25 protein-coding genes are annotated in these 24223 nt (G+C 60.3%); 9 read left to right on the top strand and 16 right to left on the bottom strand.

Annotated elements, in window-relative coordinates; translation table 11 throughout:
- Window positions 1–62: 62 nt before the first annotated feature.
- The 3 genes from zapE to V7773_RS03650 all read right to left on the bottom strand — a co-directional run bounded on the left by zapE (window position 63) and on the right by V7773_RS03650 (window position 3269).
- On the bottom strand, window positions 63–1157 hold the full coding sequence (gene zapE / locus V7773_RS03660) for a cell division protein ZapE (protein WP_336072381.1): 1095 nt from the start codon (window positions 1155–1157) through the stop codon (window positions 63–65).
- 102 nt (window positions 1158–1259) lie between these two features.
- Window positions 1260–2615 (bottom strand): tryptophan--tRNA ligase, encoded by a 1356-nt coding sequence (locus V7773_RS03655; RefSeq protein WP_336072380.1) that lies wholly within the window; start codon window positions 2613–2615, stop codon window positions 1260–1262.
- A gap of 24 nt (window positions 2616–2639) precedes the next feature.
- The gene (locus tag V7773_RS03650; RefSeq protein ID WP_063324470.1) at window positions 2640–3269 is read right to left on the bottom strand and encodes an alpha/beta hydrolase; all 630 of its coding nucleotides are present in this window, start codon (window positions 3267–3269) and stop codon (window positions 2640–2642) included.
- Between the two features lie 147 nt (window positions 3270–3416).
- Between V7773_RS03650 and V7773_RS03645 the strand changes: the two genes are divergently transcribed.
- The gene (locus V7773_RS03645; RefSeq protein WP_046063603.1) at window positions 3417–3851 is read left to right on the top strand and encodes a YhcB family protein; all 435 of its coding nucleotides are present in this window, start codon (window positions 3417–3419) and stop codon (window positions 3849–3851) included.
- 292 nt (window positions 3852–4143) lie between these two features.
- On the opposite strand, the gene V7773_RS03640 is transcribed toward V7773_RS03645, so the two are convergent.
- Together V7773_RS03640 and V7773_RS03635 are read right to left on the bottom strand one after the other, a co-directional pair.
- Complete coding sequence (locus tag V7773_RS03640) at window positions 4144–4881, bottom strand: OmpA family protein (protein ID WP_063324469.1); 738 nt, start codon at window positions 4879–4881, stop codon at window positions 4144–4146.
- A gap of 152 nt (window positions 4882–5033) precedes the next feature.
- The gene (locus V7773_RS03635; RefSeq protein WP_336072378.1) at window positions 5034–6209 is read right to left on the bottom strand and encodes an aspartate aminotransferase family protein; all 1176 of its coding nucleotides are present in this window, start codon (window positions 6207–6209) and stop codon (window positions 5034–5036) included.
- Between the two features lie 99 nt (window positions 6210–6308).
- Between V7773_RS03635 and V7773_RS03630 the strand changes: the two genes are divergently transcribed.
- The 3 genes from V7773_RS03630 to V7773_RS03620 all read left to right on the top strand — a co-directional run bounded on the left by V7773_RS03630 (window position 6309) and on the right by V7773_RS03620 (window position 9286).
- Complete coding sequence (locus tag V7773_RS03630) at window positions 6309–7211, top strand: LysR family transcriptional regulator (protein ID WP_336072377.1); 903 nt, start codon at window positions 6309–6311, stop codon at window positions 7209–7211.
- Between the two features lie 252 nt (window positions 7212–7463).
- Window positions 7464–8477: a sensor domain-containing diguanylate cyclase gene (locus V7773_RS03625; protein WP_092223715.1), complete on the top strand. Its 1014-nt coding sequence runs from the start codon at window positions 7464–7466 to the stop codon at window positions 8475–8477.
- A gap of 104 nt (window positions 8478–8581) precedes the next feature.
- The gene (locus tag V7773_RS03620; RefSeq protein ID WP_072348620.1) at window positions 8582–9286 is read left to right on the top strand and encodes a hypothetical protein; all 705 of its coding nucleotides are present in this window, start codon (window positions 8582–8584) and stop codon (window positions 9284–9286) included.
- 198 nt (window positions 9287–9484) lie between these two features.
- On the opposite strand, the gene V7773_RS03615 is transcribed toward V7773_RS03620, so the two are convergent.
- The 10 genes from V7773_RS03615 to hmpA all read right to left on the bottom strand — a co-directional run bounded on the left by V7773_RS03615 (window position 9485) and on the right by hmpA (window position 17899).
- Window positions 9485–9799 (bottom strand): helix-turn-helix domain-containing protein, encoded by a 315-nt coding sequence (locus V7773_RS03615; protein WP_063324464.1) that lies wholly within the window; start codon window positions 9797–9799, stop codon window positions 9485–9487.
- Window positions 9796–10140, bottom strand: coding sequence for a toxin (locus V7773_RS03610; RefSeq protein ID WP_092223719.1), 345 nt, complete (start codon window positions 10138–10140; stop codon window positions 9796–9798). The genes V7773_RS03615 and V7773_RS03610 overlap by 4 nt, the downstream gene beginning before the upstream one ends.
- Window positions 10141–10279: 139 nt before the next feature.
- Window positions 10280–11167, bottom strand: a complete 888-nt coding sequence (gene cyoE / locus V7773_RS03605) for a heme o synthase (protein ID WP_003178131.1) — start codon at window positions 11165–11167, stop codon at window positions 10280–10282.
- 11 nt (window positions 11168–11178) lie between these two features.
- Entirely contained in the window at window positions 11179–11514 is a 336-nt protein-coding gene (gene cyoD / locus V7773_RS03600) for a cytochrome o ubiquinol oxidase subunit IV (RefSeq protein WP_014340102.1), read from the bottom strand.
- Entirely contained in the window at window positions 11515–12141 is a 627-nt protein-coding gene (locus V7773_RS03595) for a cytochrome o ubiquinol oxidase subunit III (protein WP_063324462.1), read from the bottom strand. It lies immediately after the preceding gene.
- Between the two features lie 3 nt (window positions 12142–12144).
- A complete protein-coding gene (cyoB, locus tag V7773_RS03590) occupies window positions 12145–14175 on the bottom strand; it encodes a cytochrome o ubiquinol oxidase subunit I (RefSeq protein WP_057451772.1) in 2031 nt (676 codons plus the stop codon).
- 3 nt (window positions 14176–14178) lie between these two features.
- On the bottom strand, window positions 14179–15126 hold the full coding sequence (gene cyoA / locus V7773_RS03585; RefSeq protein WP_057451773.1) for a ubiquinol oxidase subunit II: 948 nt from the start codon (window positions 15124–15126) through the stop codon (window positions 14179–14181).
- A gap of 333 nt (window positions 15127–15459) precedes the next feature.
- On the bottom strand, window positions 15460–15807 hold the full coding sequence (locus V7773_RS03580) for a hypothetical protein (RefSeq protein ID WP_336072376.1): 348 nt from the start codon (window positions 15805–15807) through the stop codon (window positions 15460–15462).
- Between the two features lie 93 nt (window positions 15808–15900).
- Window positions 15901–16410, bottom strand: coding sequence for a disulfide bond formation protein B (locus tag V7773_RS03575; protein WP_033062546.1), 510 nt, complete (start codon window positions 16408–16410; stop codon window positions 15901–15903).
- A gap of 307 nt (window positions 16411–16717) precedes the next feature.
- Window positions 16718–17899 (bottom strand): NO-inducible flavohemoprotein, encoded by a 1182-nt coding sequence (gene hmpA, locus V7773_RS03570; protein ID WP_063324461.1) that lies wholly within the window; start codon window positions 17897–17899, stop codon window positions 16718–16720.
- Between the two features lie 152 nt (window positions 17900–18051).
- Here hmpA and norR point away from each other — a divergent pair, with 152 nt between their 5' ends.
- The 5 genes from norR to V7773_RS03545 all read left to right on the top strand — a co-directional run bounded on the left by norR (window position 18052) and on the right by V7773_RS03545 (window position 23122).
- The gene (norR, locus tag V7773_RS03565; protein ID WP_336072375.1) at window positions 18052–19608 is read left to right on the top strand and encodes a nitric oxide reductase transcriptional regulator NorR; all 1557 of its coding nucleotides are present in this window, start codon (window positions 18052–18054) and stop codon (window positions 19606–19608) included.
- A 271-nt stretch (window positions 19609–19879) separates the two neighbouring features.
- Window positions 19880–20782: a chemotaxis protein CheV gene (locus V7773_RS03560; RefSeq protein ID WP_072388262.1), complete on the top strand. Its 903-nt coding sequence runs from the start codon at window positions 19880–19882 to the stop codon at window positions 20780–20782.
- A gap of 94 nt (window positions 20783–20876) precedes the next feature.
- Complete coding sequence (locus V7773_RS03555) at window positions 20877–21206, top strand: hypothetical protein (protein ID WP_336072374.1); 330 nt, start codon at window positions 20877–20879, stop codon at window positions 21204–21206.
- 79 nt (window positions 21207–21285) lie between these two features.
- The gene (locus tag V7773_RS03550) at window positions 21286–22035 is read left to right on the top strand and encodes a YkgJ family cysteine cluster protein (RefSeq protein ID WP_336072373.1); all 750 of its coding nucleotides are present in this window, start codon (window positions 21286–21288) and stop codon (window positions 22033–22035) included.
- Window positions 22036–22150: 115 nt separating this feature from the next.
- On the top strand, window positions 22151–23122 hold the full coding sequence (locus V7773_RS03545; protein ID WP_063324456.1) for a 2-hydroxyacid dehydrogenase: 972 nt from the start codon (window positions 22151–22153) through the stop codon (window positions 23120–23122).
- Between the two features lie 180 nt (window positions 23123–23302).
- Here the strand turns inward: V7773_RS03545 and V7773_RS03540 are convergent, their stop codons facing one another.
- Window positions 23303–24205 carry a DMT family transporter gene (locus V7773_RS03540; RefSeq protein ID WP_336072372.1) on the bottom strand — a complete coding sequence of 301 codons (903 nt, stop codon included), beginning with the start codon at window positions 24203–24205 and terminating at the stop codon, window positions 23303–23305.
- Between the last annotated feature and the right edge of the window lie 18 nt (window positions 24206–24223).

Raw genomic sequence — 24223 nt, 5'->3', positions numbered from 1 at the left:
ACTGATTTCGAGCGTACAAAAAAGGCCTGCGATCGCAGGCCTTTTTTGCTTTGCGAATAGCCCTACGGCTTATGCGCCCGCGCCAGGAATTCGTGGGACTGCATTTCCAGCAGGCGACTCAGGGTCCGCTGGAACTCGAAGGTCAAGCGGCCGCCGGTGTAGAGATCCTTCAGTTCGACTTCGGCCGAAATGATCAGCTTCACGTTACGGTCGTAGAACTCATCGACCATGTTGATGAAACGGCGGGCGATGTCGTCGGTGGTGACGCTCATCTGCTCGACGCCGCTGAGCAGCACGGCGTGGAAGATCTTGCCCAGTTCGATGTAATCGTTCTGGCTGCGCGGGCCGTCGCACAGTTCGCGGAAGTCGAACCAGGCCACGTCATCGCAGGTACGCACGGCGCGGATTTCGCGATTTTCGATGACCAATACATCATTTTCCACGGCCTGGGTGCATTCCGGCGTCAGGGCGCGGAAGCTCTTGCGCAGGCTTTCTTCGGCGGCGGCATCCAACGGAAAGTGGAACAGCTCCGCTTGTTCGAGGTGACGCAGGCGGTAGTCGACGCCGCTGTCGACGTTGACGATTTCAGTGTGCTCCTTGATCAGCGCGATGGCCGGCAGGAAGCGCGCCCGCTGCAGGCCGTCCTTGTACAGGCCGTCCGGCACGATGTTCGAGGTGGCGACCAGGGTCACGCCGTTCTTGAACAGCTCTTCCATCAAGGTGCCCAGGATCATGGCGTCGGTGATGTCGGACACGAAGAATTCATCGAAGCAGATCACCCGGGTCTCGTCGGAAAACCGCTTGGCGATGATGGTCAGCGGGTTCTTCTCGCCGCCCAGGGTCTTCATTTCCTCGTGCACGCGCTTCATGAAGCGGTGGAAGTGCGTCCGCGTTTTCTCCTTGAATGGCAACGCTTCGAAGAAGGTGTCCACCAGGTAGGTCTTGCCACGGCCCACGCCGCCCCAGAAATATAGGCCCTTGACCGGTGCCTGGTCTTTTTTGCCGAACAGTTTGCCCAACAGACCCGGCTTGTTGTTCGAGGCCGCGACCAGGTCGTCGTACAGGCGCTGCAAATGCCGCACCGCCGTTTCCTGGGCTGCGTCGTGGAAGAACTCCGGGCGTTTCAGATCAGCTTGATATCGTTCTAGGGGCGTCATATTCGTTAGCAAGGCAACAAAAACGGGCCGTCACTGTAGCGACGGCCCAGAGGAATGGCAATCGGCCCTTACTCGGGCCGATGGTCGGATGACGTGCCGGGATCAGTCCTGGGCAGGCGTCAAGGCAACACGCAGCGCATCGACGGCGGCATCCCGCGCGGCGCTGTCAGCAAAGGCCGGGCTATTCGCCACGCACTCGCCGTCGAGCCAGACGCTGAAACCCAGGTCGTCGCTGCGTACATCCAAGGGCTGGCCGGACTGCAATTGCTTGGTCACCTGCCCCGCGGTCTTGCCGTCGGCAAAATGGTTCGACAGCAACAGCTGCTCGCCGTCGGCGGACAGCAGTCGGAAGCGGAAACTGCCGTCGTCTTCGCGAAAACTGACGAAGCGTGCTGTCTTGGCGGCTTTCTTCTTGGTGCTGGCGGCCATCTGGACCTGGCTGACAAACGAACGCAGGCCAACAGCCTCGCGCAGTTCGTTGAGGAACGGCGTTGCCACGGCCCGGGCTTTTTTCGCGCCCAGTTGCAGGATGTCTTCAAGGTCCGATGGGCGCTCGATGAACTGGTGATAGCGCTCGCGCGCTTCACCCAGCTCGCTGTCGAGCAACTGGAACAGGCGGTTCTTGGCTTCGCCCCAACCCAGGCCGTGCAGCAGTTCGTTGCGGAACTCGGCAGACTGTTCGGCAGTGGCGAAGGCCTGGAACAGGGTGAACAGATGCGAATTGTCCGGATCCTTGGCTTCGCCCGGGGCACGCGAGTCGGTGACGATCCGCGAGATCGCGTCCTTCATGTCCTTGGCGCTGCTGAACAACGGGATGGTGTTGTCGTAGCTCTTGGACATCTTGCGGCCATCGAGGCCCGGCAGCGTGGCGACGCTTTCTTCGATCAGCGCCTCGGGCATGGTGAAAAACTCCTTGCCCTGGCCGAACAGGTGGTTAAAGCGCTGGCCGATGTCGCGGGCCATTTCCACGTGCTGGATCTGGTCGCGACCGACCGGCACCTTGTGGGCGTTGAACATCAGGATGTCGGCGGCCATCAACACCGGGTAGCTGTACAGCCCCATGGTGATGCCAGCGTCCGGGTCTTCGCCGGCCTCGACGTTCTTGTCCACCGACGCCTTGTAGGCGTGGGCACGGTTGAGCAAGCCCTTGGCGGCGACGCAGGTCAGCAGCCAGGTCAGCTCCGGGATCTCGGGAATATCGGACTGGCGATAGAACGTCACGCGGTCCACATCCAGGCCACCGGCCAGCCACGTAGCGGCGATTTCCAGGCGCGAACGCTGGATACGCAGCGGGTCATCGCACTTGATCAGGGCGTGGTAGTCAGCCAGGAAGTAGAACGAATCGGCGTTGCTGTCGCGGCTGGCGAGGATCGCCGGACGGATGGCGCCGGCATAGTTGCCCAGGTGCGGGGTGCCGGTGGTGGTGATGCCGGTCAAGATACGGGTACGCGTCGTCATGGGTTATCGCTTGTCAGACTGCTGTCAATTCGAGAGGCGCGGCAGGATCAGATCCTTGAGATCGGTCAGCTTGCCATGAAAAAAGTGTCCGCATTCTGCCACTTTCAGCAGCTCATGGGGACGTTGGAGCGTGTCGGACCATTCGTAAACCAATTGCGGATCGACCACTTCGTCGGTTTCCGGCTGGATCACGGTCAACTGGCCGCTCATCGGTAAGGGCGACTGCTCGTCCAGGCGCATCACCGCCGGGGCCACCATGAACAGGTGCTTGACCGGCTGTCCCTGGGCTTCCAGGCGCCCGCCCAGGCTGGCGGCGACGAAGCCACCGAAGGAAAAGCCGAACAGTGTCAGGGGCAATTGCGGGTATTTTTCCCGCAGCCATTGCGCGACAGCCTGGGCGTCGTCCACTTCTCCGGTGCCCATGTCATGATTGCCGGCACTGGCACCTACGCCACGATAATTGAAACGCAACGTAACCAGGCCAGCATCGCGGGCAGTGCGTTGCAGGGTCGAGACCACTTTGTTGAGCATGGTCCCACCCTGCACCGGGTTCGGGTGGCAGATCAGCGCCAGGCCACGGGGAGCCTCGCTGTCCAGGTACAAGGCTTCCAGTTGGCCCACCGGGCCATCGATGACTACAGGGGTTTCGCGCATAAGCAAGGGAAAGAACTCCGTGACCTCGAATAGGGTCGACTCGTCTAGCTAAAGTCTGTGCCTGGCATGATTGCGATGTTCTTCGCGGTATACAGCGCAGGTCCGAGCCGTTAACGTAAAGCAAAGCCGTTTATAGAGGAAGGACTCGTGGAACACTCGCTCTTAGTTTGGTTGTTGCCGACTCTTGCCCTGGTTGCCGGTGTCGCCATTGGATTCCTGCTTGCCCGACTGCTGCCCAACGCGGTGCCCAACAGCACGCAACGTCAGCTGGACGACATCCAGGAACGTTTCGACAGTTATCAGAATGAAGTGGTCACTCACTTCAACAGCACCGCGTCCCTGGTGAAAAAACTCACCCAGAGCTACCAGGAAGTCCAGGATCACTTGTCCGAGGGTGCCAATCGCCTGGCCCTGGACGAGCAGACTCGCCAACGCCTGCTGGCTGCCCTGCACGCCGATTCGGCGCAGGCTCCACGGGAACGCCTGACCCCGCCAAAGGATCAGGAACCGCCCCGGGACTACGCCCCCAAGGCTCCGAATTCTCCCGGCATGCTCGACGAGCATTACGGTTTGAAGAAGTAATCACCAAGCAACAACCAAAAGCCCGCCCGATCACATGATCGAGCGGGCTTTTTTATGGGTTTCAGATCCGTTGTGGCAAGGGAGCTTGCTCCCGCTGGACTGCGCAGCAGTCCCAAATCAGCGAACGTGGTGTACCTGGGAGACCGAGGCGAATGATCTTGGGGCTGCTTCGCAGCCCAGCGGGGATAAATCCCCTCACCACAGGGTTTGGTGTCAGCCTGAAGGGAAATGGCAGCCATAAAAAAACGGGGACCATGTCTGCATGGCCCCCGTTTCATTTACTGCCCAGCGATCAAGGGTACTGCTGGTAAGTCTGCCCCTGCTGCTGCGGCGCCTCCTGATATTGCTGGCCCGGAATCGCCTTGAGGTTGACCTCGACACGACGGTTCTGCGCACGGCCATTGACGTCGGCGTTGCTGGCCACCGGGTTGTCCGGGCCGGCGCCACGGGCCGACAGGTTGGCACCGCTCACGCCCTGGGACGTCAGGTAGGTCGCCACGCTCTGCGCACGACGCTGGGACAGGTCCATGTTGTGCTGGCGGCTGCCGGTGCTGTCGGTGTAGCCGACGATTTCGATCTGGTTCTGGTTGAACTCCTTGAGGGAGTTGGCCAGGTTATTCAGCGGCTGGTAGAAACTGGACGCGATGTTCGCCGAGTCGGTGGCGAAGGTGATGTTGCCCGGCATGATCAGCTTGATCTGGTCGCCCTGGCGCTGCACTTCAACGCCGGTATTGGCCATGCTGGCGCGCAGCTTCTTTTCCTGCTGGTCGGCGTAGTAGCCGTAACCGGCCGCGGAAGCCCCCACCACCGCGGCACCGATCAACGCACCCTTGCCACGGTTATCGTGACCGATGGCCGCACCGGCCAACGCCCCCGCCAGTGCACCGAGGCCGCCATACTTGGCGGTTTTGCTCATGCCCGAAGATTCGGTAGAGGCCTGGCCCTGATTGTCATAGGGGTTAGGCGACGCACAGCCGGACAACAAGGCCACAGCAGTAGCGACAACGATCAAGCGACGCGAGGTGAACATGGAATGCTCCTGGTTTTTCAGTCTGAAGTGCCAGGGCGTAGGCAATCGACTCTGGCAGGCGTTGGAACACGGCAATCGTTAAAAATTCCGTCGCGCTGCGTCGCGCTTCACCCGGCTGACCGATAAAAAACCGGCGTCCGGGCGAATGCCCCTCACCCCTGCGCCAGACAGCGGCTCACGCCCCTGACAATCATCTCCACTTCTCGCCCATCGATCGTCAACGGCGGCAGCAGGCGGATGGTCTGGCCCCGAGTGATATTGATCAGCAGGCCGTGGTCCCGGGCGGCGCGAAGGGCCAGGTCGCGGACCGGTTGCTTGAGTTCGATGCCGATCATCAACCCCTGGCCGCGGATCGCCAAGACATTCGGGTTGTCCGCCAACTCGATGCGCAGCCGGCTCAGCAACTGGTCGCCCTGGTGCCTGGCGTTGTCCACCAGCGCTTGTTGCTCAATGATCTCCAGCACCGTGCAGCCGACCCGACAGGCCAGCGGATTACCGCCAAAGGTGCTGCCATGGCTGCCAGGGGTAAACAGCTCGGCCGCCTTGCCCCGCGCCAGGCAGGCACCAATGGGTACGCCATTGCCCAGGCCTTTGGCGAGGGTCATGACGTCCGGCACGATGCCCTCGTGCTGGAACGCGAACCATTGGCCAGTGCGACCGATACCGGTCTGGATCTCGTCGAGCATCAACAACCAGGCGCGCCGGCTGCACAGTTCACGCAAGGCCTTGAGATAGCCCGGCGGTGCGAGTTGCACACCGCTTTCGCCCTGGATCGGTTCTACCAGTACCGCGACGATGCGCTCGGCATGAGCTTGCTGGATCGCTTCAAACGCCGCCAGATCGCCGAACGGCACCTTGATGAAATCCCCCGGCAACCGATTGAAACCCAGCCGCACGGAGGGGCCGTCACTGGCGCACATCGTGCCCAAGGTGCGCCCATGGAACGCATTGTCCATGACCACGACCAACGGCTGCTCAATGCCTTTATGCCAACCATAGAGGCGCGCCAGTTTCAATGCGGTTTCGTTGGCCTCGGCGCCTGAGTTGTTGAAAAACGCCCGCTCCAGCCCAGACAGCTGGGTGAGCTTTTGCGCCAGGCGTTGTTGCCAATCGATGCTGTACAGGTTCGACGTGTGCAACAGCAGGCCGGCCTGCTCGCTGATGGCGGCCACCAACCGCGGGTGGGAGTGGCCGACATTGGTCACCGCCACGCCCGCCACCGCATCGAGGTACTCGCGGCCGTCCTGGTCCCACAAGCGCGTACCCAAACCATGGGTGAAACTCAGCGCCAGGGGTTGGTAAGTGGTCATCAGGCAGGCAGCGGTCATGGCATCAAGCTCCATTGGGTTGGTTTTTTCCAGTATGGTTAGCCACCAAGGCTGGATAAACGCGGCTTTACTTCAATCATTTAAAAGCCGAGCTTGATAATGGACTTGTTCCAAGCAATGACCGTTTACGTGAAGGTAGTAGAAACCGGAAGCCTGACTGCGGCGGCCCAGGCGTGCGAAATGTCCACCACCATGGTGGGTAATCATCTTCGTGCACTGGAGCAACGTCTCGGCGTGCGCCTGATCAACCGTACGACGCGGCGCCAGCGCCTGACTGAGTTTGGCTCGACCTACTATCAACGTTGCCTGGAAGTGCTGGGGCTGGTGGCCGATTCCGAGCGCCTGGCCGAACAGACCCAAGGCGAGCCCAGCGGCACCCTGCGCATCACCGCGCCGCTGACCTTTGGTACCGAACGCCTATCGCCGGCGCTGGCCGAATTCAGCCAGCGCTTCCCCCAGGTCAAGCTCGACGTGATGCTGACCAATCAGCGGCTGGACCTGCTCGAACATGGATTCGATGTCGCCATTCGCCTCGGCCATCCCGACCCGAAACTGATTGCCCGTCCGTTGGTGGACTACACCCTGACCATCTGCGCCTCCCCTGCCTACCTGGCCCGGCGCGGCACACCGGAACAACCGGCGGACCTGCAACGACACGACTGCCTGTCGTTCGCCTATTCGGCAGCAGACGAATGGCGCTTCGCCCAGGAACACTGGCCCATCAACGGCCCGGAAGGCGAGATCAAGGTCCCGGTAAACGGACCGATGCTGATCAACAGCTCCTCGGGCCTGCATCGCGCCGCCTTGGCCGGGATGGGCGTGGTGATGCTGCCCGATGCGCTGGTGGCCCAGGACCTGAAGGATGGTCACCTGGTGGCGTTGTTGCAGGACTATCAGTTGCCCCATCGCCCAATGAGCCTGATGTACGCGCAGGACCGCTACCGTTTGCCGAAACTGCGCAGTTTTGTCGAATTCGCACTGGAGAAATGGGGCAAACCCTAACCCAATGATGCTGTGGCGAGGGGATTTATCCCCGCGGGGTTGCGCAGCAACCCCAAGACTGTCGGTTCACATCGCAGGTGATGTCGGGTTTGATGACTTTGGGGGGGCCGCTACACGCCCCTGCGGGGATAAATCCCCTCGCCACCAAAGCAAACCCCGTCTGAACATCCACCGCTAGTTCCCCACACACCCATCAGCTACTCTTCCTCCTTGGACGAGCATTTTGATATCAAGGTTGATGAGGAAACGATGATGGGAGATGCCTCGAACATCGATATGCTGCGGTTCGACCTGTCCGATCTGGACGAAGGCGTACTGCACACCATCCTGGAACTGGTCAGCGATGGCATCTGGGACTGGAATGCCAACACCGGCTTCGTCTACCGCAACCCCGGCTGGTACACGATGCTTGGCTACCTGCCTCATTCACTGGACAACAACGTGCTGACCTGGGAGAGCGTGATCCACCCGGATGACTATCCACGGGTCATGGCGTTGTTCGACGACTACCTGGAACAACGCTCCCACGGTTACCAGGCCGAATACCGCTGCCGCAAGCGCGATGGGGCCTACATCTGGATCGAGGATCGCGGCTACGTGATCGCCCGTAATCCGGACGGCACGGTGGCGCGCATGATCGGCGCCCATCGCAGTATCGACGACAAAAAGCGTCTGTTCGAACAACTGGAACAGCGTAACCAATCCCTGGAAGTCATCATTGAAGAACGCACCCGCGAACTGTCCCGGGTCAACCATCAGTTGCAGATCCAGCTCGACGAGAATCGCCGGCTTGCCGAAACCGATGCCCTGACGCGGGTCGCCAACCGTTATCGCCTGGACCAGGCACTGCCGCTGGCCTGTGAGCGGGCACAGCGTTTCCGCGAGCCGTTGTCGCTGATCGCCATGGACGTGGATGATTTCAAGGACATCAACGACCGCTACGGCCACGCCTTTGGCGACGCAGCGCTGGTGCAAGTGGTGCAGAGCGTCAAGCGTTGCCAGCGCGACGGCGATTTGCTGGTGCGCTGGGGCGGTGACGAATTCATCATGATCTTGCCCAATACCACCCTGGCCGACGCCCGCCTGCTGGCGGAAAGCATTCGCCGGGGTCTGTCCGACCTGCTGCCGGTGGGCGACTTCCAGATCACCATGAGTTTTGGCGTGGTGCAGCGACTCGAGAATGAACAGCACGCGACGTTGCTGCACCGGGCGGATCAGGCGCTGTATCGCTCCAAGATGTCGGGCAAGAATGTGATTTGTGAATGAGGTCCGCCCGTGACAACACCGCCCGCGTCCAATAGATTAGGCGACCGGAAAAAAGCTCAATGCCTTTCTCGCCTCATCCCGCTAACAGAAGTAGTGAAATTTCAATGTCCGATTCCAACACCGCTGAATCCGTAGTCACCCTGTCGTCCAAAGCGGAATACGAAAACTCCATCAATCTTTCACAGCATCTGCCCCAGGCCAAAACCATCAGCGAAATGGTCCTCGATGCATTCCAGTCGAATCGCGAAAGCGACCAGATCCGCGAACTGCGCAACGCCATCCGCCAGGCTCACGATGCGTTCGACGACGACAAGGCCTACGAACTGATGGGCCAGCTCAAACAACTCAAAGACGCCGAAGCCGCCGATTTCGCGGCCCTGGAAGACCTGAGCAGCCGCTTCCCCATCAGCCGTATCCTCTCCAGCTACAAGGACGACCCGTCGTTTCAGGAACTGGTCTACGGCCTGGCCCTGAAAGTACTGAACCAGACCCATCAGGCCATCAGTAACCCGAGCGGCAGCAAGGGCAAGGCCTCGCGGGCCAAGAAAGAAGCCGAAGTGTTTGTCATCAGCAAGGACGGTATCAGCGTCACCCTGCCCTTGCGCACACCACGCTCCAAGCCGAACGTCGACCGCGAGGCCTTCGAGTTCCTGGGCTTCAACTTCGTAGGCGAAGGCGACGAAGCCGAGCTGGAAAGCGAAACCTTCCTGGACAATGACGGCACCGAACAACAGGCCACCCGCAAAAGCATCGTCACCGCCCTGCAACAGCAGAAGGCATTCGACGGCTACAGCATCGCCCAGCAATAAGCCATCGCCCAACGATCGTTCCTACGCTCCGCGTGGGAATGCCTCCTCGGACGCTCCGCGTTCGGCTTCTTGGGACGCAGAGCGTCCCTGGCTGCATTTCCACGCAGAGCGTGGGAACGATCCTCCAGGCAACGCCCATGAAAAAGCCCCGTTCTTCTCCCGAAGGCGGGGCTTTTTCATGGGAATGAGAGGATCGTCTCAAACCGCTCCGAGCCGCTCAACCATGTCTGGAAACTTCTCGACCAGCCTGATCAGAAGAGCCGCCTGGGCATTGGGTTTGGACTTCTCCTGCTCCCAGTTCCGAAGGGTGCCAGGACTGGTCCTGATGCTCTTGGCAAAAACGGCCTGAGACATATGGAGCTTGTCGCGCAACGCTACGATTTCTTGCGCCGACACCTCGGGAACCGGTTTGTCTTCGATCGATATCTGGCGAAGGGTAATCTTGCCCTCACGGTGAGCAGCCATCTCCTCGACGCCTTGCATCATCTCGGCAAACAGATCACGTTTTTTCATAAGGTACCTCGCACTTTCAACTCTGCTTCTATGGCGCGCTTGAGCGTCTTCTCTTGCTCGGAGGTGAGGTTTTCCAACTCGTCCTTGTCATAAATCGCGAACATCCAGAACTGACGATCATTCATGAGCCAATAGTAAATGACTCGCAACCCACCTCGCTTCCCTTTGCCACGGCGTTCATCGAACCAGCGCAGCTTACGAAAGCCGCCGGTACGTGGCATGACGTCCCCGACCTCAGGATGCTGCAGCATATAGGACTGAAGCAGGCGATATTCATCGTCAGTCAGGTAATGGCCAACCGTGGCGGTGAACGTAGTCGTTTCAAAAAATAGGGTACGCATGGCAGAAACTATAGGCAAATTGCTTATAGTTCAACAAACCAAAATCTATTGCGACGAATGACAGCCAATCCATGCCCCACCTAGACAAAAAACCCCGCGCTTCTCTCGAAGGCGGGGCTTTTCGTGCAGCTTCTGAAGCTTAAGGCGCGTACGTCAGCAGCAGCTCACTCGGCACTTTGAAGTCCAGGGACATCATGACGCTCAGGGCGGTGATGGTGAAGATCGAGAACACGAACAGCTTGCGTGCCCAGACCGTGTCATCCACCGCCTTGTAGCCGGTCCAGGCCATGTACAGCCAGTACATGCCCATGGCGGCGGCGACGGCGAGGTAGCTCATGCCGGCGTAACCGCTGAAAGTCAGCATCAAGGTCGCCACGAGGAAGGCCAGGATGTAGAGCAGGATGTGCTTCTTGGCCACGCGGATGCCGCGCTTGACCGGCAGTACCGGAATCGACGCTGCCAGATAGTCATTGAAGCGGAAGATCGCAATGGCGTAGGAATGCGGCATCTGCCACAGGCTGAACATCACCAGCAGCGTCAGCGCCGCCATGTCGAAGCTGTTGCTCACCGCCACGTAGCCGATCACCGGCGGCATCGCCCCCGACAGGCTGCCCACCAGCGTGCCGTGGACCGACTTGCGCTTGAGGTACAGGCTGTAGAGGCCGACGTAGATGACAAAACCGATCACCGCGAACAACGCCGCCAATGGATTGGCCACCCAGTACAACAGCGCCACGCCGGCCACGCCCAGCACCGTGGCGAATGCCAGGGCCAGTTGCACCGGAATCAGGCCTTGGACCAGCGCCCGATTCTTGGTGCGCTCCATCTTGATGTCGATATCGCGGTCGATGCAGTTGTTGAACACGCAACCGGACGCCACCACCAGGGAAGTGCCGATCATCGCCGCCAGGAAGATGGCCAGATCGACATGCCCTTTCGAGGCCAGGAAAAACCCGCCTGCCACAGAAAGCACGTTACCGAAAATGATCCCCGGCTTGGTGATTTGGATAAAGTGCTTCAGGGACATCCGGACTTTCCTCAGTGCGCCATCATGTTGGTGTGGATGCTGAACATGATCCACAACGACAGGCCGACCAGCAGGACAATCACGATCGCGGCAAAGACAAACGCGACCACGTTGTTACGTTGGGCGGCGGAGCGGTCCAGGTGCAGGAAGTACACCAGGTGCACCAATACCTGGACCACGGCGAAGATCAGGATGATCCACAGGGTCAGGCTCTTGGGCAGCGACGGATACATCACCAGACCGAACGGAATGACGGTCAGGATCACCGACAGGATGAAACCGATGGCGTAGGACTTGACGCTGCCGTGGCCGGCGTCGTGGCCATCATGGGAATGTGCGTTAGCCATTTACAGGGTCCCCATCAGATAAACAACGGTGAATACGCAGATCCACACCACGTCCAGGAAGTGCCAGAACAGGCTCAGGCAGCTCAGGCGCGTCTTGTTGGTGGCGGTCAGGCCGTTTTTGTGGACCTGGTACATCATGATCGCCATCCAGATCAGGCCGCTGGTCACGTGCAGGCCGTGGGTGCCGACCAGGGTGAAGAACCCGGACAGGAAACCGCTGCGGCTAGGACCGAAGCCTTCGGAGATCAGGATGTGAAACTCGTTGATCTCCATGCCGATGAAGCCGGCACCGAACAGGAAGGTCATGGCCAGCCAACCCAATACCTGGGTTTTCTTGCCCTTGAACAACGCCAGCATGGCGAAGCCGTAGGTGATCGAGCTGAACAGCAGCAGCGCGGTTTCGCCCAGTACGTACGGCAGTTCGAAGATGTCGTGGCCCGATGGGCCACCGGCGACGTTGTTAACCAGCACCGCGTACGCTGCGAAGATCGACGCAAACAGAATGCAGTCGGTCATCAGGTAGAGCCAGAAACCGAATACGGTCATCTCGCCCGAGTCGTGGTGATGGTCATCGTGCCCATGGTCATGACCATGGGCGTGTCCAACAGTGGTCACTAAGTTCGACATGGTTTAAGCCTGTTCCAACGAGGTTTCAACACGGGTGGCGGTGGCTGGGACTTTCCCGGCCGCTACCAGACGTTTGTGCTGCTCGGCTTCGATGCGCTCGATGACATCCACCGGCACCATGTAGCCCTGATCGTCACGGGCAGCATGGATAGCGAAATACACCACGGTGCCGACCAGGCTGGCGATGGCCAGCCACCAGATGTGCCAGATCATCGCGAAACCGAACACGGTCAGCAGCGCGCCCATGACCACACCGGTAGCCGTGTTGTTGGGCATGTGGATCGGCTCGTACTTGGCCGGGACCGGGTACGCGGTACCGTTTTCCTTGGCTTCGGTGAACGGGTCGATGACGTCTGCTTTTGGCAGCACGGCGAAGTTGTAGAACGGCGGTGGCGAAGAGGTCGACCATTCCAGGGTATGGGCATTCCACGGGTCGCCGTGTTCGCACATGTTCTCTGGCTTGTTACGATCGCGCACGCTGACATACAACTGGATCAGCTGGCAGGCGATACCAACAGCGATCATCACCGCACCGAACATGGCGACGTACAGGTACGGCACCCACTCAGGGTTGGTGGTGGTGTTCAAGCGACGGGTCATGCCCATGAAGCCCAGTACATAGAGCGGCATGAACGCGACGAAGAAGCCGGTGATCCAGAACCAGAACGCTGCCTTGCCCCAGCCTTCGTGCAGCTTGAAGCCGAACGCTTTCGGGAAGTAGAAGGCGAAACCGGCGATATAGCCGAACACCGCACCGCCGATGATCACGTTGTGGAAGTGCGCGATCACGAACAGGCTGTTGTGCAACACGAAGTCAGCACCCGGGATGGCCAGCAATACGCCGGTCATGCCGCCGATGGCGAAGGTCACCATGAAGCCCAGGGTCCACATCACGTGGCTGGTGAAACGCAGACGGCCCTGGTAGATGGTGAACAGCCAGTTGAACAGCTTCACCCCCGTCGGGATCGAAATCAGCATCGTCGCCAGGCCGAAGAAGGCGTTGACGCTGGCACCCGAGCCCATGGTGAAGAAGTGGTGCAGCCAGACCATGAAGCCCAGTACCGAGATCGCGCCGCTGGCGTAGATCATCGAGTGGTGGCCAAACAGTTTCTTGCCGGAGAAGGTCGAGATGACTTCGGAGAAAATCCCGAACGCTGGCAGGATCAGGATGTACACCTCAGGGTGACCCCAAGCCCAGAACAGGTTGACGTACATCATCGGATTTCCACCCAGTTCATTGGTGAAAATGTGGAAATCCATGTAGCGGTCAAGCGTCAGCAACGCCAGGGTGGCGGTGAGGATCGGGAAGGAAGCGACGATCAGCACGTTGGCCCAGGTGCAGGTCCAGGTGAAGATCGGCATGTCCATCAGCTTCATGCCCGGGGTACGCATCTTCACCACGGTGGCCAGGAAGTTGACCCCCGTCAGCGTCGTACCCAATCCGGAAAGCTGTAGCGCCCAGATGTAGTAATCCATCCCCACGCCCGGACTGTATTGCAGGCCCGACAGCGGCGGATAGGCAACCCAGCCGGTCTTGGCGAATTCACCAACGCCCAGGGACAGGTTGATCAGCACCACGCCGGACACCAGCAACCAGAAGCTCAAGGAGTTCAGGAACGGGAAGGCAACGTCACGGGCGCCGATCTGCAGCGGCACTGCAAGGTTCATCAGGCCGGTGAAGAAGGGCATCGCCATGAAGATGATCATGATCACACCGTGGGCGGTGAAGATCTGGTCATAGTGTTCAGGCGGCAGGTAGCCAGGCGAACCCTCGGTGGCCATGGCCAGCTGGGTACGCATCATGATGGCGTCGGCAAAACCACGCAGCAGCATGACCATGGCGACAATGATGTACATCACGCCGATTTTCTTGTGGTCGACCGAGGTCAGCCACTCGGTCCACAGGTAGGTCCACTTCTTGAAATAAGTGATGCCTGCAAACAATGCCAGACCACCGAGCGCGATGATGGCGAGGGTCACCATGACAATCGGCTCGTGGAACGGGATCGCTTCCCAACTTAATTTACCAAACATCGTTTACTCCTCTGCCCCGGCAGCTGAATGCGAGCTCATGTCCATCCCTTCCATGTTGTGAGCCACTTCCTTCTCGTTCTTCTCGTGGTGCATCGGCTTGCCCGGATTCATCCCTTCATACTTGTCGATGATGGTCTGGAACAGGTTCGGCGTAACCGACGAGTAGAGTTCGACTGGGTTGTTCTGGCTCGGCTTGGAAAGGGCTTCGTATTCAGCTTTTTCAAGCTGTTTAGGTGCCTTCTTCACATCGTTGACCCAGGCGTCGAAATCTTCCTGGGTCGTGGCGATTGCTTTGAACTTCATGCCGGTAAAGCCCGCGCCGCTGTAGTTGGCGGAGATACCGTCGAGTTCGGCGTTCTGGTTGGCGATCAGGTGCAGCTTGGTCTGCATGCCCGCCATCGCGTAGATCTGGCCGCCCAGGCCCGGGATGAAGAACGAGTTCATCACGGTGTCGGAAGTGACCTTGAAATTGATCGGCGTGTGGGCCGGGAACACGATCTTGTTGACCGTGGCGATGCCTTGTTCCGGGTAGATGAACAGCCACTTCCAGTCCATGGAGACCACTTCAATGGTGATCGGCTTGACGTCCGAATCCAGCGGACGATAGGGGTCCAGGGCGTGGGTCGACTTGTAGGTGATGTAACCCAGGGCAATGATGATCAGCACCGGAATGGTCCACACCGCCACTTCGATCTTGGTCGAGTGCGACCACTTCGGCGTGTAGGTGGCATTGGTATTGGTTGCGCGGTACTTCCAGGCGAACAGGAAGGTCATGACGATGACCGGCACAACGACCAGCAACATCAGCAGCGTAGCGGTGATGATCAGGTTTCGTTCATCCAGGCCGACCTGGCCCTTGGGATCGAGCAAGGTCATGTTGCAGCCTCCCAGCAGCAACGTGCCGAGCAGCGGCAACAAGCCTAGTAATCGGGGGTACCTGTTTTTACTCATCTCACGACCTCTAAAGCAGCTTGCGCAATGCAGTTGGGTTTTGATCGCCAACACTTCACCCTGCCAAGGGTTGGCATTTTCTTGGATTGAATAAGGGCTGCCCGTCGAACGTCAGCGGCAGTTCGACACATCCTGGGCCAGCAGTGAGTTCTTATTCGTTGGTCAAAGGCCTAGTTCAAGCCCAATTCCATTTGGTGCGGGTAGTTGGAGGCACCGACACCTGGGGTCGCATGGGGCGCTGGCGCCCTTCGACCACTCTCGTGCTCAAGCTTGAGCCGGGTCGGAAAATCGGTGCGGGCGATTGTAGTGAGCTGACGCGCTGTAGACCATGTCTCATCTCGAAATAATTTTTATCCGATCCGGCAACAATCTCTTGCCGATATTGCAACGAGCCAGCATGTTATCGAAATTCATTCTCAACAAGAACCCCAAAAAACGTAGGCCTACTACGCCCGATTTAGACAGCTCGAGAGGATCATCAAGAGGTTTTTCGCCCGGCAAGCGCCCAGTTTTCGGGGCCTGCGCCGCCTGACGTGGCGCTGTTAAAAATGCCTGCTGCAGGCGATACGCTGATTGCGAAACCAGACATTTTTTTGTTACAGGAAAGCGTGCTTTATCTCCCTCGCAAGGGCTGAGCGCCGCAAGATATGTGACAACGTGTCGCACATTGCCGCAGGTCATTCTTGCCTCGGATCAAGGACGCTCCGGCTTGAGCGTGAAACGTAAAACGCCCCGGCTCTCCAGGAGAGAACCGGGGCGTTTCATCGAGGCGTTTCAGCGAAGCGGTTTGCGGTTACGTGACACCAGCAACGGCACCAGCACCACTGTCAACACGAAGGCCACCAGTGCCCACTGTGCCAGGGACAGCCCCAGGATCGGTGGGTAGGGGGTGGAGCAAAAGCCGTCGACCTGGAATCCCAATGGAAAGATCTTCGCCAACGGCAGGTCATCGACAATCGGTTGCAACACGTCGATGCCGCAACTGACCGCCGGGAAGAACTGGGTGTACACGTGATGCCCTGCCACACCGGCACCGGCCAGGGCGCTGAGCACCACCAGGCCTTCGAAGATCGTCAGGCTGCGGCGGGTGCGCATGGCGGCGCCGATGAAGGCGAAGATTGCGATCAGCAACAGCGCATAGCGTTGCAAGATACACAGCGGGCACGGCGCCTCACCGAGGGCCACCTGCATATACAGCGCACCGCCAATCAGCGCCAGGCAGATCAGCCCCAGCAGCACCAGATAGCGCCGCTCACGCCCTAACCGCATCATTTCCTCACTCATTGCGTTTCCCTTTGTCTGCATGGATCGACGCGCGGCACGGCAACATTCGGGCGCGCGGTCGGATGCCCGAAGTCTACACGCAGACCATGACAGTGAACGAGCAGCGGGCGTCGACATTGAAGGGGAATAGACCGCAAGAAGGTTAAGTGCGGATTAATTCTGGCAGTTGGACAAGGATGGACCTGCCGTCGCCATCGCGAGCAGGCTTGCTCGCGAAAGCGATGGGTCAGCTTGCATCAATGTTGGATGTGCCGCCGTCTTCACGAGCAAGCCCGCTCACACAAGGGATCTGGCGGGCGTGGAGACCTTATTCCAGCGCTGCCGCCGGGCCGAAGAATTCGTAACGGCTCTGCTGCTCCGGCACGCCCAAGGCCTTGAGGTGACGCTTGACGGCACCCATGAAGCCCTTCGGGCCGAGGAAATAGGCGTCCACGTCACGTTGCTGCGGCAGCCATTGCGCCAGTTGTTCCTGGCTCAGCAGCCCCACCTTGTCGGCCGCCGGGCTCAAGCCGTCGTCTTCGTCGTAGCAGTAGAAGCGCTTGAGCTGCGGATGCCGCTTGGCCAGGTCGTCGATCCAGTCGCGGAAGGCATGGGCACGGCCGTTGCGCGCGCAATGGATGAAATGCACCGGCCGCTCGGTTTGGAGCGCCGCCTGCAACATGGCCAGGGTCGGGGTGATGCCGACGCCGCCACTGATCAGCACCAGCGGTTTGTCGCTGGCAGTCAGGTAGAAATCCCCGGACGGCGGGAACAACTGGATGCGGCTGCCGACGTCGAAATGATGATGCAGGTGGTTGGACACCCGCCCGCCCGGCTCGCGCTTGACGCTGATACGGTATTGACCATTGTCCGCCAGGGCTGACAGTGAGTAGTTGCGGCGTACTTCCTCGCCATCGAGCATGAGCTTCATGCCGATGTACTGGCCCGGCTCGGCCAACAGGATCGGGCCCTTGTCCGCCGGTTCAAAGTAAAACGAAGTGATCTCCGAGCTTTCCTGGACCTTGGCCGCCAGGATGAACTCACGCTCGCCACGCCAGCCGCCCGGCGCCTCGGCCTTCTTGTCGTACATGCCGGCTTCGGCACCGATCAGGATATCGGCCAATTGGTTATAGGCAGCGCCCCACGCCGCAATCACCTCGGGCGTGGCAATCTCTGCGCCCAACACCTCAGCAATGGCTCGCAGCAGGCACGCACCGACAATCGGGTAATGTTCCGGCAGGATCTGCAAGGCAACGTGCTTGTTGACGATCTTCGCCACCAGGTCGCCCAACTGGTCGAGCTGGTCAATGTGCCGCGCATACATCAACACGCCGTTGGCCAGCGCACGGGGTTGATCGCCACTGGCCTGGTGAGCCTGATTGAACAGTGGGCGCACTTGCGGGTATTCGGACAGCATCATGCGATAGAAGTGAGTGATCAGCGCTTCACCACCGCTTTCAAGCAATGGCACGGTGGAGCGAATGATGGCGCGTTCTTCTTGGCTGAGCATAAGGTGACTCCTGGCGAATGACCGATAACAGTTACCTAAGCCTTATCAGTTTCCATGCCATAAATTTTCATCTTAAATATCAGTCATTTAAAAACAATGTAGTCATATTGACACAAGTCGTTTTATAGTCGTTACGACTACATGGAGTCATTATGACCGCAACCGCCCTGCTGACCTCCCTGCTGCCACTGGTGGCCGATCTGTCCCGCGAACTGCCTGAAGGCGAACGTTATCGGCGCCTGCTCGGCACCTTGCGAACCTTGCTGCCCTGCGATGCGGCGGCGTTGTTGCGCCTGGACGGCGACTGCCTGGTGCCGCTCGCCGTGGATGGCCTGAGCACCGATACACTGGGCCGGCGATTTCGGGTCAGCGAACACCCGCGCTTCGAAGCGCTGCTGGCCAACCCACAGCCCACCCGCTTCGCCGCCGACAGCGGCCTGCCCGATCCATACGACGGACTGGTCGAGGGGCTCGCCGAGCATCTGGAGGTTCACGACTGCATGGGCTGCCCGCTGTTCGTCGACGAGCGGCCCTGGGGCCTGCTGACCCTGGATTCGCTGGATCCGGAGCGCTTCGAGCCCATCGACCTGAGTGCCCTGCAAGCCTTCGCCAGCCTCGCCGCCACCACGGTCAGCGCCGCCGAGCGCATCGAGCGCCTGGCCCTGAAGGCCGAGGACGAGCACCGCCGCGCCGAGGTCTATCGCCAGGCCAGCGGCCAGCAACCTCGCGACATGGTCGGCCAGAGCAAGGCCCACAAACGCCTGGTGGAAGAGATCACGCTGGTGGGCGGCAGCGACCTGACGGTATTGATCACCGGCGAAACCGGCGTGGGCAAGGAACTGGTCGCCCAGGCCATCCATGCCGCGTCAGAACGTGCCGAGCAGCCACTCATCAGTCTCAATTGCGCCGCCCTGCCCGATACCCTGGTGGAAAGTGAACTCTTCGGCCATGTACGAGGCGCCTTCACCGGGGCCACGAACGACCGGCGCGGCAAGTTCGAACTGGCCGACGGCGGCACCTTGTTTCTCGACGAAGTGGGCGAGTTGTCCCTGACCGTCCAGGCCAAGTTGTTGCGGGTACTGCAAAGCGGCCAACTGCAACGCCTGGGCTCGGACAAGGAACACCGGGTCGATGTGCGCCTGATCGCGGCCACCAATCGCGACTTGGCCGAGGAAGTGCGCAACGGCCGTTATCGGGCCGACTTCTACCATCGCTTGAGTGTGTACCCGCTGCAGGTGCCGGCGCTGCGCGATCGTGGACGTGATGTGCTGCTGCTCAGCGGATTTTTCCTGGAGCACAACCGCTCGCGCATGGGCCTGGGCAGCTTGCGCCTGACCGGCGACGCCCAGGCCGCGCTGCTGGCCTACGACTGGCCAGGCAATGTGCGCGAACTGGAACACCTGATCGGCCGCAGCGCCTTGAAGGCCTTGGGCCGGTGCGCGACGCGCCCGAAAATCCTCAGCCTCAGCGCCCAGGACCTGGATTTGCCCCAGGCGCCTGTGGACAACCCCACGCCTTCGTCCATCAGCCCGGCGTCGACCGCGCAGGGCGTAACGGGGGACTTGCGCGAAGCGGTGGACGAGTTCCAGCGCACGCTGATCGCTGCCTGCCTGGAGCGTCACCAACACAACTGGGCCAGCGCCGCCCGGGAGCTCGGGCTGGACCGGGCGAACCTGGGGCGGATGGCCCGGCGGTTGGGGCTGAAGTGATCGGCCCTGTGGCGAGGGAGCTTGCTCCCGCTGGAGTGCGAAGCACTCCCATCAGACGCGGTGGGAGGTCGAATTTGGCGACCGCTGCGCGCTCGAGCGGGAGCAAGCTCCCTCGCCACAAAAACGCCTCACCACCGGGATCTTGTTACAACGCCCCCTGTTATCGACAGCTTTCGCCCTAAAGCCTGCCCCCGACAAGTCGATAACCCAATATCAAAAGCTGTTTTGGCGAGCGGTATGCTCGCCCCACCTTTTTCCACAGAAGGTTTTTATGTCTTCCAACAAAGCCCGCGCAGATTCACTTTCGCTTCTGCTGTTTACCTTGCGCAGCGGCAAGCTGATGGCGATCAACCTGCTCAAGGTCAGTGAAATCATTCCCTGCCCACCGTTGACCAAACTGCCGGAGTCCCATCCGCACGTCAAAGGCATCGCCACCCTGCGCGGGACGTCGTTGTCGGTGATCGACCTGAGCCGCGCCATTGGCGAGCGACCGCTGGAAGATCCGGATGGCGGTTGCCTGATCGTCACCGATGTGAGCCGCTCCAAACAGGGCCTGCATGTGCAGGCGGTGAGCAAGATCGTGCATTGCCTGACCACCGACATCAAACCGCCGCCCTACGGTTCCGGCGGCGTGCGGGCGTTCATCACCGGCGTGACCTCGGTGGACGGCACGCTGGTGCAAGTGCTTGACATCGAAAAGGTCATCCACGGCATCGCGCCAGCGCAGATCGAAACCGCGCCGACCGAACTGAGCATGGAAGACGCCGAGGTGCTGGGCAACGCACGGATCCTGGTGGTCGATGACAGCCAGGTCGCGCTGCAGCAATCGGTACACACCCTGCGCAACCTGGGCCTGCAATGCCACACCGCCCGCAGCGCCAAGGAAGCCATCGAATGCCTGCTGGAACTGCAGGGCACTGCGCAGGAGATCAACCTGATCGTTTCCGATATCGAAATGTCGGAAATGGACGGCTACGCCCTCACCCGGACCCTGCGCGAAACGCCGGACTTCGCGCACCTCTACGTGTTGCTGCACACGTCGCTCGACAGCGCCATGAACAGCGAGAAAGCCCGACTGGCCGGCGCAAACGGGGTGCTCACCAAGTTCTCGTCGCCTGAATTGACCAAGTGCCTGATCACCGCGGCCAAGGCCGTCGCCGAACAAGGGCGCTGACCCCACCGGGAGGCTGCGATTCTCGCGGCCTCTGAACACTGTTCCGACCTCAGGCATACTCCTGTCCTGGTTCCCCTGAACAAGGACATTATTGATGAAAGCTTCTGTGCTGATGCTCCTGGGCCTCACTGCCGCCATGACCTTTCAGGCTCAGGCTTCCAGCCCCGACGCCTGGGCCGCCTACGACAAAAAAGTGCTCGCCAGTTGCCTGAAGGCCAGCGGCCTTAAAGACCCCGAACCCGTCGGCACCGCCGCGCAATTCGACGACCGGGTGGGCTACACCGCTGTGTTGCTGCAAGGCCAATACCCACAGAAACACATGAAAGGCGCAACCGGCACCGAGTTGTGCCTCTACCGCAAGAAAACCAGGACCGCCTTCGTCACCGAATGGGACTCGATCCGCTCGACCGATGCCCCTCGATGAATGGCGCATAACTTGCTTCGCAGGGCTTATCGCGGCGTTTTTCCGGCGCTGCTTTCAGCCTATTGCCTTCGGTCGATCAATGAACACAACGTTTTCCTGTGTAGGGTGCGGTAAATGCTGTACCGGCCATCACGTTCCTCTGACCCTCGACGAAGCCAGGATGTGGGCGAATGACGGCGGCCAGGTGATTGTCCTGGTCGAGGCCTTCCTGCCCAATGGCCTCGGCCTTCCGGTGGCGCAACGTGAACATGCCGAACGACGCTCGGCGGTGGTCCGTAGCGGCACGAGCGACGCGCTGGTGGCGATCACGTTCGCCGCTTATAACGTGGGTCGTTGCCATAATCTGGACGACGAAAACCTGTGCCGCATCTATGAGCGCAGACCCTTGGTATGCCGCATTTATCCCATGGAAATCAATCCACACATCCCGCTCAATCCCGCCGCCAAGGATTGCCCACCGGAGTCGTGGGAAACGGGGCCGCAGTTGATACTTGGCGGTGAATTGGTGGACCAGGAACTGGCCCGGTTGATCGAGCGTTCACGCCAGGCCGATCGTGAGGAAATCGCGATCAAGGAGCGCATCTGCATATCCCTGGGTATCCACACGACGGCGTTGAAGGGCGACGGATTCACGGCCTACCTGCCGAACATGGCTGCGTTTGCCGCCGCCATCGATCAAGCCCGCTCTCGGCCGTTGGACCAAGCGCCTGGCGAATGGCAGTTCCACCTGTCCGGCGAGGATGTGGCCAACCAGGTCTCGGCCAGCGGCGCGCGGGTGGTCACTGAAGCACCGGTCACCTACGCGTTCATTTCCCTGCGAGCCGCCTGAGTCTGTAAAGATCCCCCAGAGGACTGGCGGCGCTGCGATTACACTCTCCCCTCTCGCCTAACCCGCGCCAGGAATGTTAGCGTGCTTGGTATTCCCTGCAGATGAGCCTTGCACGATGAAAAAAACCGTACTTGCCTTCAGCCGTATCACGCCCCCCATGATCGAACGCCTTCGCCAGGACTTCGACGTGATCGTCCCCAACCCGTCGAACGGCGACATCAACGCGCAGTTCAACGAAGCCTTGCCTCACGTCCATGGGCTGATCGGTGTCGGTCGCAAGCTCGGCCGCGAGCAACTGCAGAGCGCCACGAACCTGCAAGTGGTCTCCAGCGTGTCGGTGGGCTACGACAACTATGACCTGGCCTACTTCAATGAACGTGGGATCATGCTCACCAACACCCCCGACGTACTCACCGAAAGTACCGCCGACCTGGCCTTCGCCCTGCTGATGAGCAGCGCCCGGCGCGTGGCCGAACTGGACGCCTGGACCAAGGCTGGCCAATGGCAGGCGACAGTCGGCCCGCAACTGTTCGGCAGCGATGTACATGGCAAGACCCTGGGTATCGTCGGCATGGGCAATATCGGCGCGGCCATTGCCCGGCGTGGCCGACTTGGATTCAACATGCCAATCCTCTACAGCGGCAACAGTCGCAAGACTGAACTGGAAAACCAACTGGGCGCACAGTTTCGCGAATTGGATCAGTTGCTGGCCGAAGCGGACTTCGTCTGCCTCGTCGTACCGTTGAGCGAGAAGACCCGCCACCTGATCGGCCAGCGTGAACTGGGCCTGATGAAACCGAGCGCCATCCTGGTCAACATTTCCCGGGGCCCTGTGGTCGACGAACCCGCGTTGATCGAAGCGTTGCAGAACAACCGCATCCGCGGTGCCGGGCTGGATGTCTACGAGAAAGAGCCATTGGCCGAATCGCCGCTATTCCAGCTGAAAAACGCCGTGACCTTGCCCCACATTGGCTCGGCGACTCACGAAACCCGTGAGGCCATGGCCAATCTGGCTGTGGATAACTTGCGCAGTGCCTTGTTGGGCGAGCGACCGAAGAACCTGGTCAACCCGCAAGTCTGGAAGTAAACCCTCCGCAAAAGTCCCCGGCGGAACACACCGTGGCGAGGGAGCTTGCTCCCGCTGGGTTGCGAAGCAACCCCAAGGTCTGTCTACCACCGCAAAGCGTCAGATAAACCGCAGGGGGCTGCTGCGCAGCCCAGCGGGAGCAAGCTCCCTCGCCACGGGGTTATCGCCAGGCGTTCTGTCTCAGCGGGCACCCAGCGCGACATTCGTCGCCACCGGCCGCGGCTTGCGGAACACCAGCACGTTCCCCAGCATCACCAGGACCAACCCGACCAGCGCCGGCGCGGTCCACTGATACCCTTCGGCAAACGCCGAGACATTCAACGCCACCACCGGGAACAACACGGTGCAATACGCCGCCCGCTCCGGGCCCATGCGTCCCACCAACGTCAGATAGGCCGTAAAGCCGATCACCGAACCTGGGATCACCAAGTACAACAACGAGCCGATGTAGCGCGTGTTCCATTCCATGTCGAACGGAATGCCTTTGAACGCACACCACACCGCCAGCATCGCCGCGCCATAGGCCATGCCCCAGGCGTTGGTGGTCAACGGCTTGAGGCCCGCCTTCTGCTGCAGGCTCGACAGCATGTTGCCTGCCGAGAAACACAAGGTGCCCAGCAACGCCAGCGCCAAGCCAAGCAAGGTTTGCGGGCTTGCGCTATGGCCGGCCAGTTCCGGCCAGAATAGCAGCGCCAGCCCCAGCAGCCCCAGGGCGCCCCCCAACAGCACGTTACGGGCAATCCGCTGACCGAAGAACACGCGGGCATTGAGGGCGTTCCAGAGCGTGGCGGTGGAAAACACCACGGCGACCAACCCGCTGGGAATCCACTGGCTGGCAGTCAGGAAGCACATGAAATTAATGCAGAAAAGACACAGGCCCTGGGCAACGCAAATCAAATGACCGCGCCGATTCATCACCTGCAAGCGCCGGCTGAGCAAGAGCATGGCAAACAGGATCAGGGCTGCAAGGCCGAAGCGATAGACAATCGACACGGGAATGGCGACGACGCCCAACTGCAGTTTCAGGGCGATCCAGGTGGTGCCCCAGATGAGCACGGTAAGCAGGTACAACGAGAGGTTCATGGTGACGGCTCCTGACAA

Origin of the sequence: Pseudomonas sp. 3JA (assembly GCF_036961705.1) — a bacterium.
GTDB classification, from domain to species: domain Bacteria; phylum Pseudomonadota; class Gammaproteobacteria; order Pseudomonadales; family Pseudomonadaceae; genus Aquipseudomonas; species Aquipseudomonas fluorescens_Q.
This window is presented reverse-complemented; position numbering and strand designations above follow the sequence as displayed.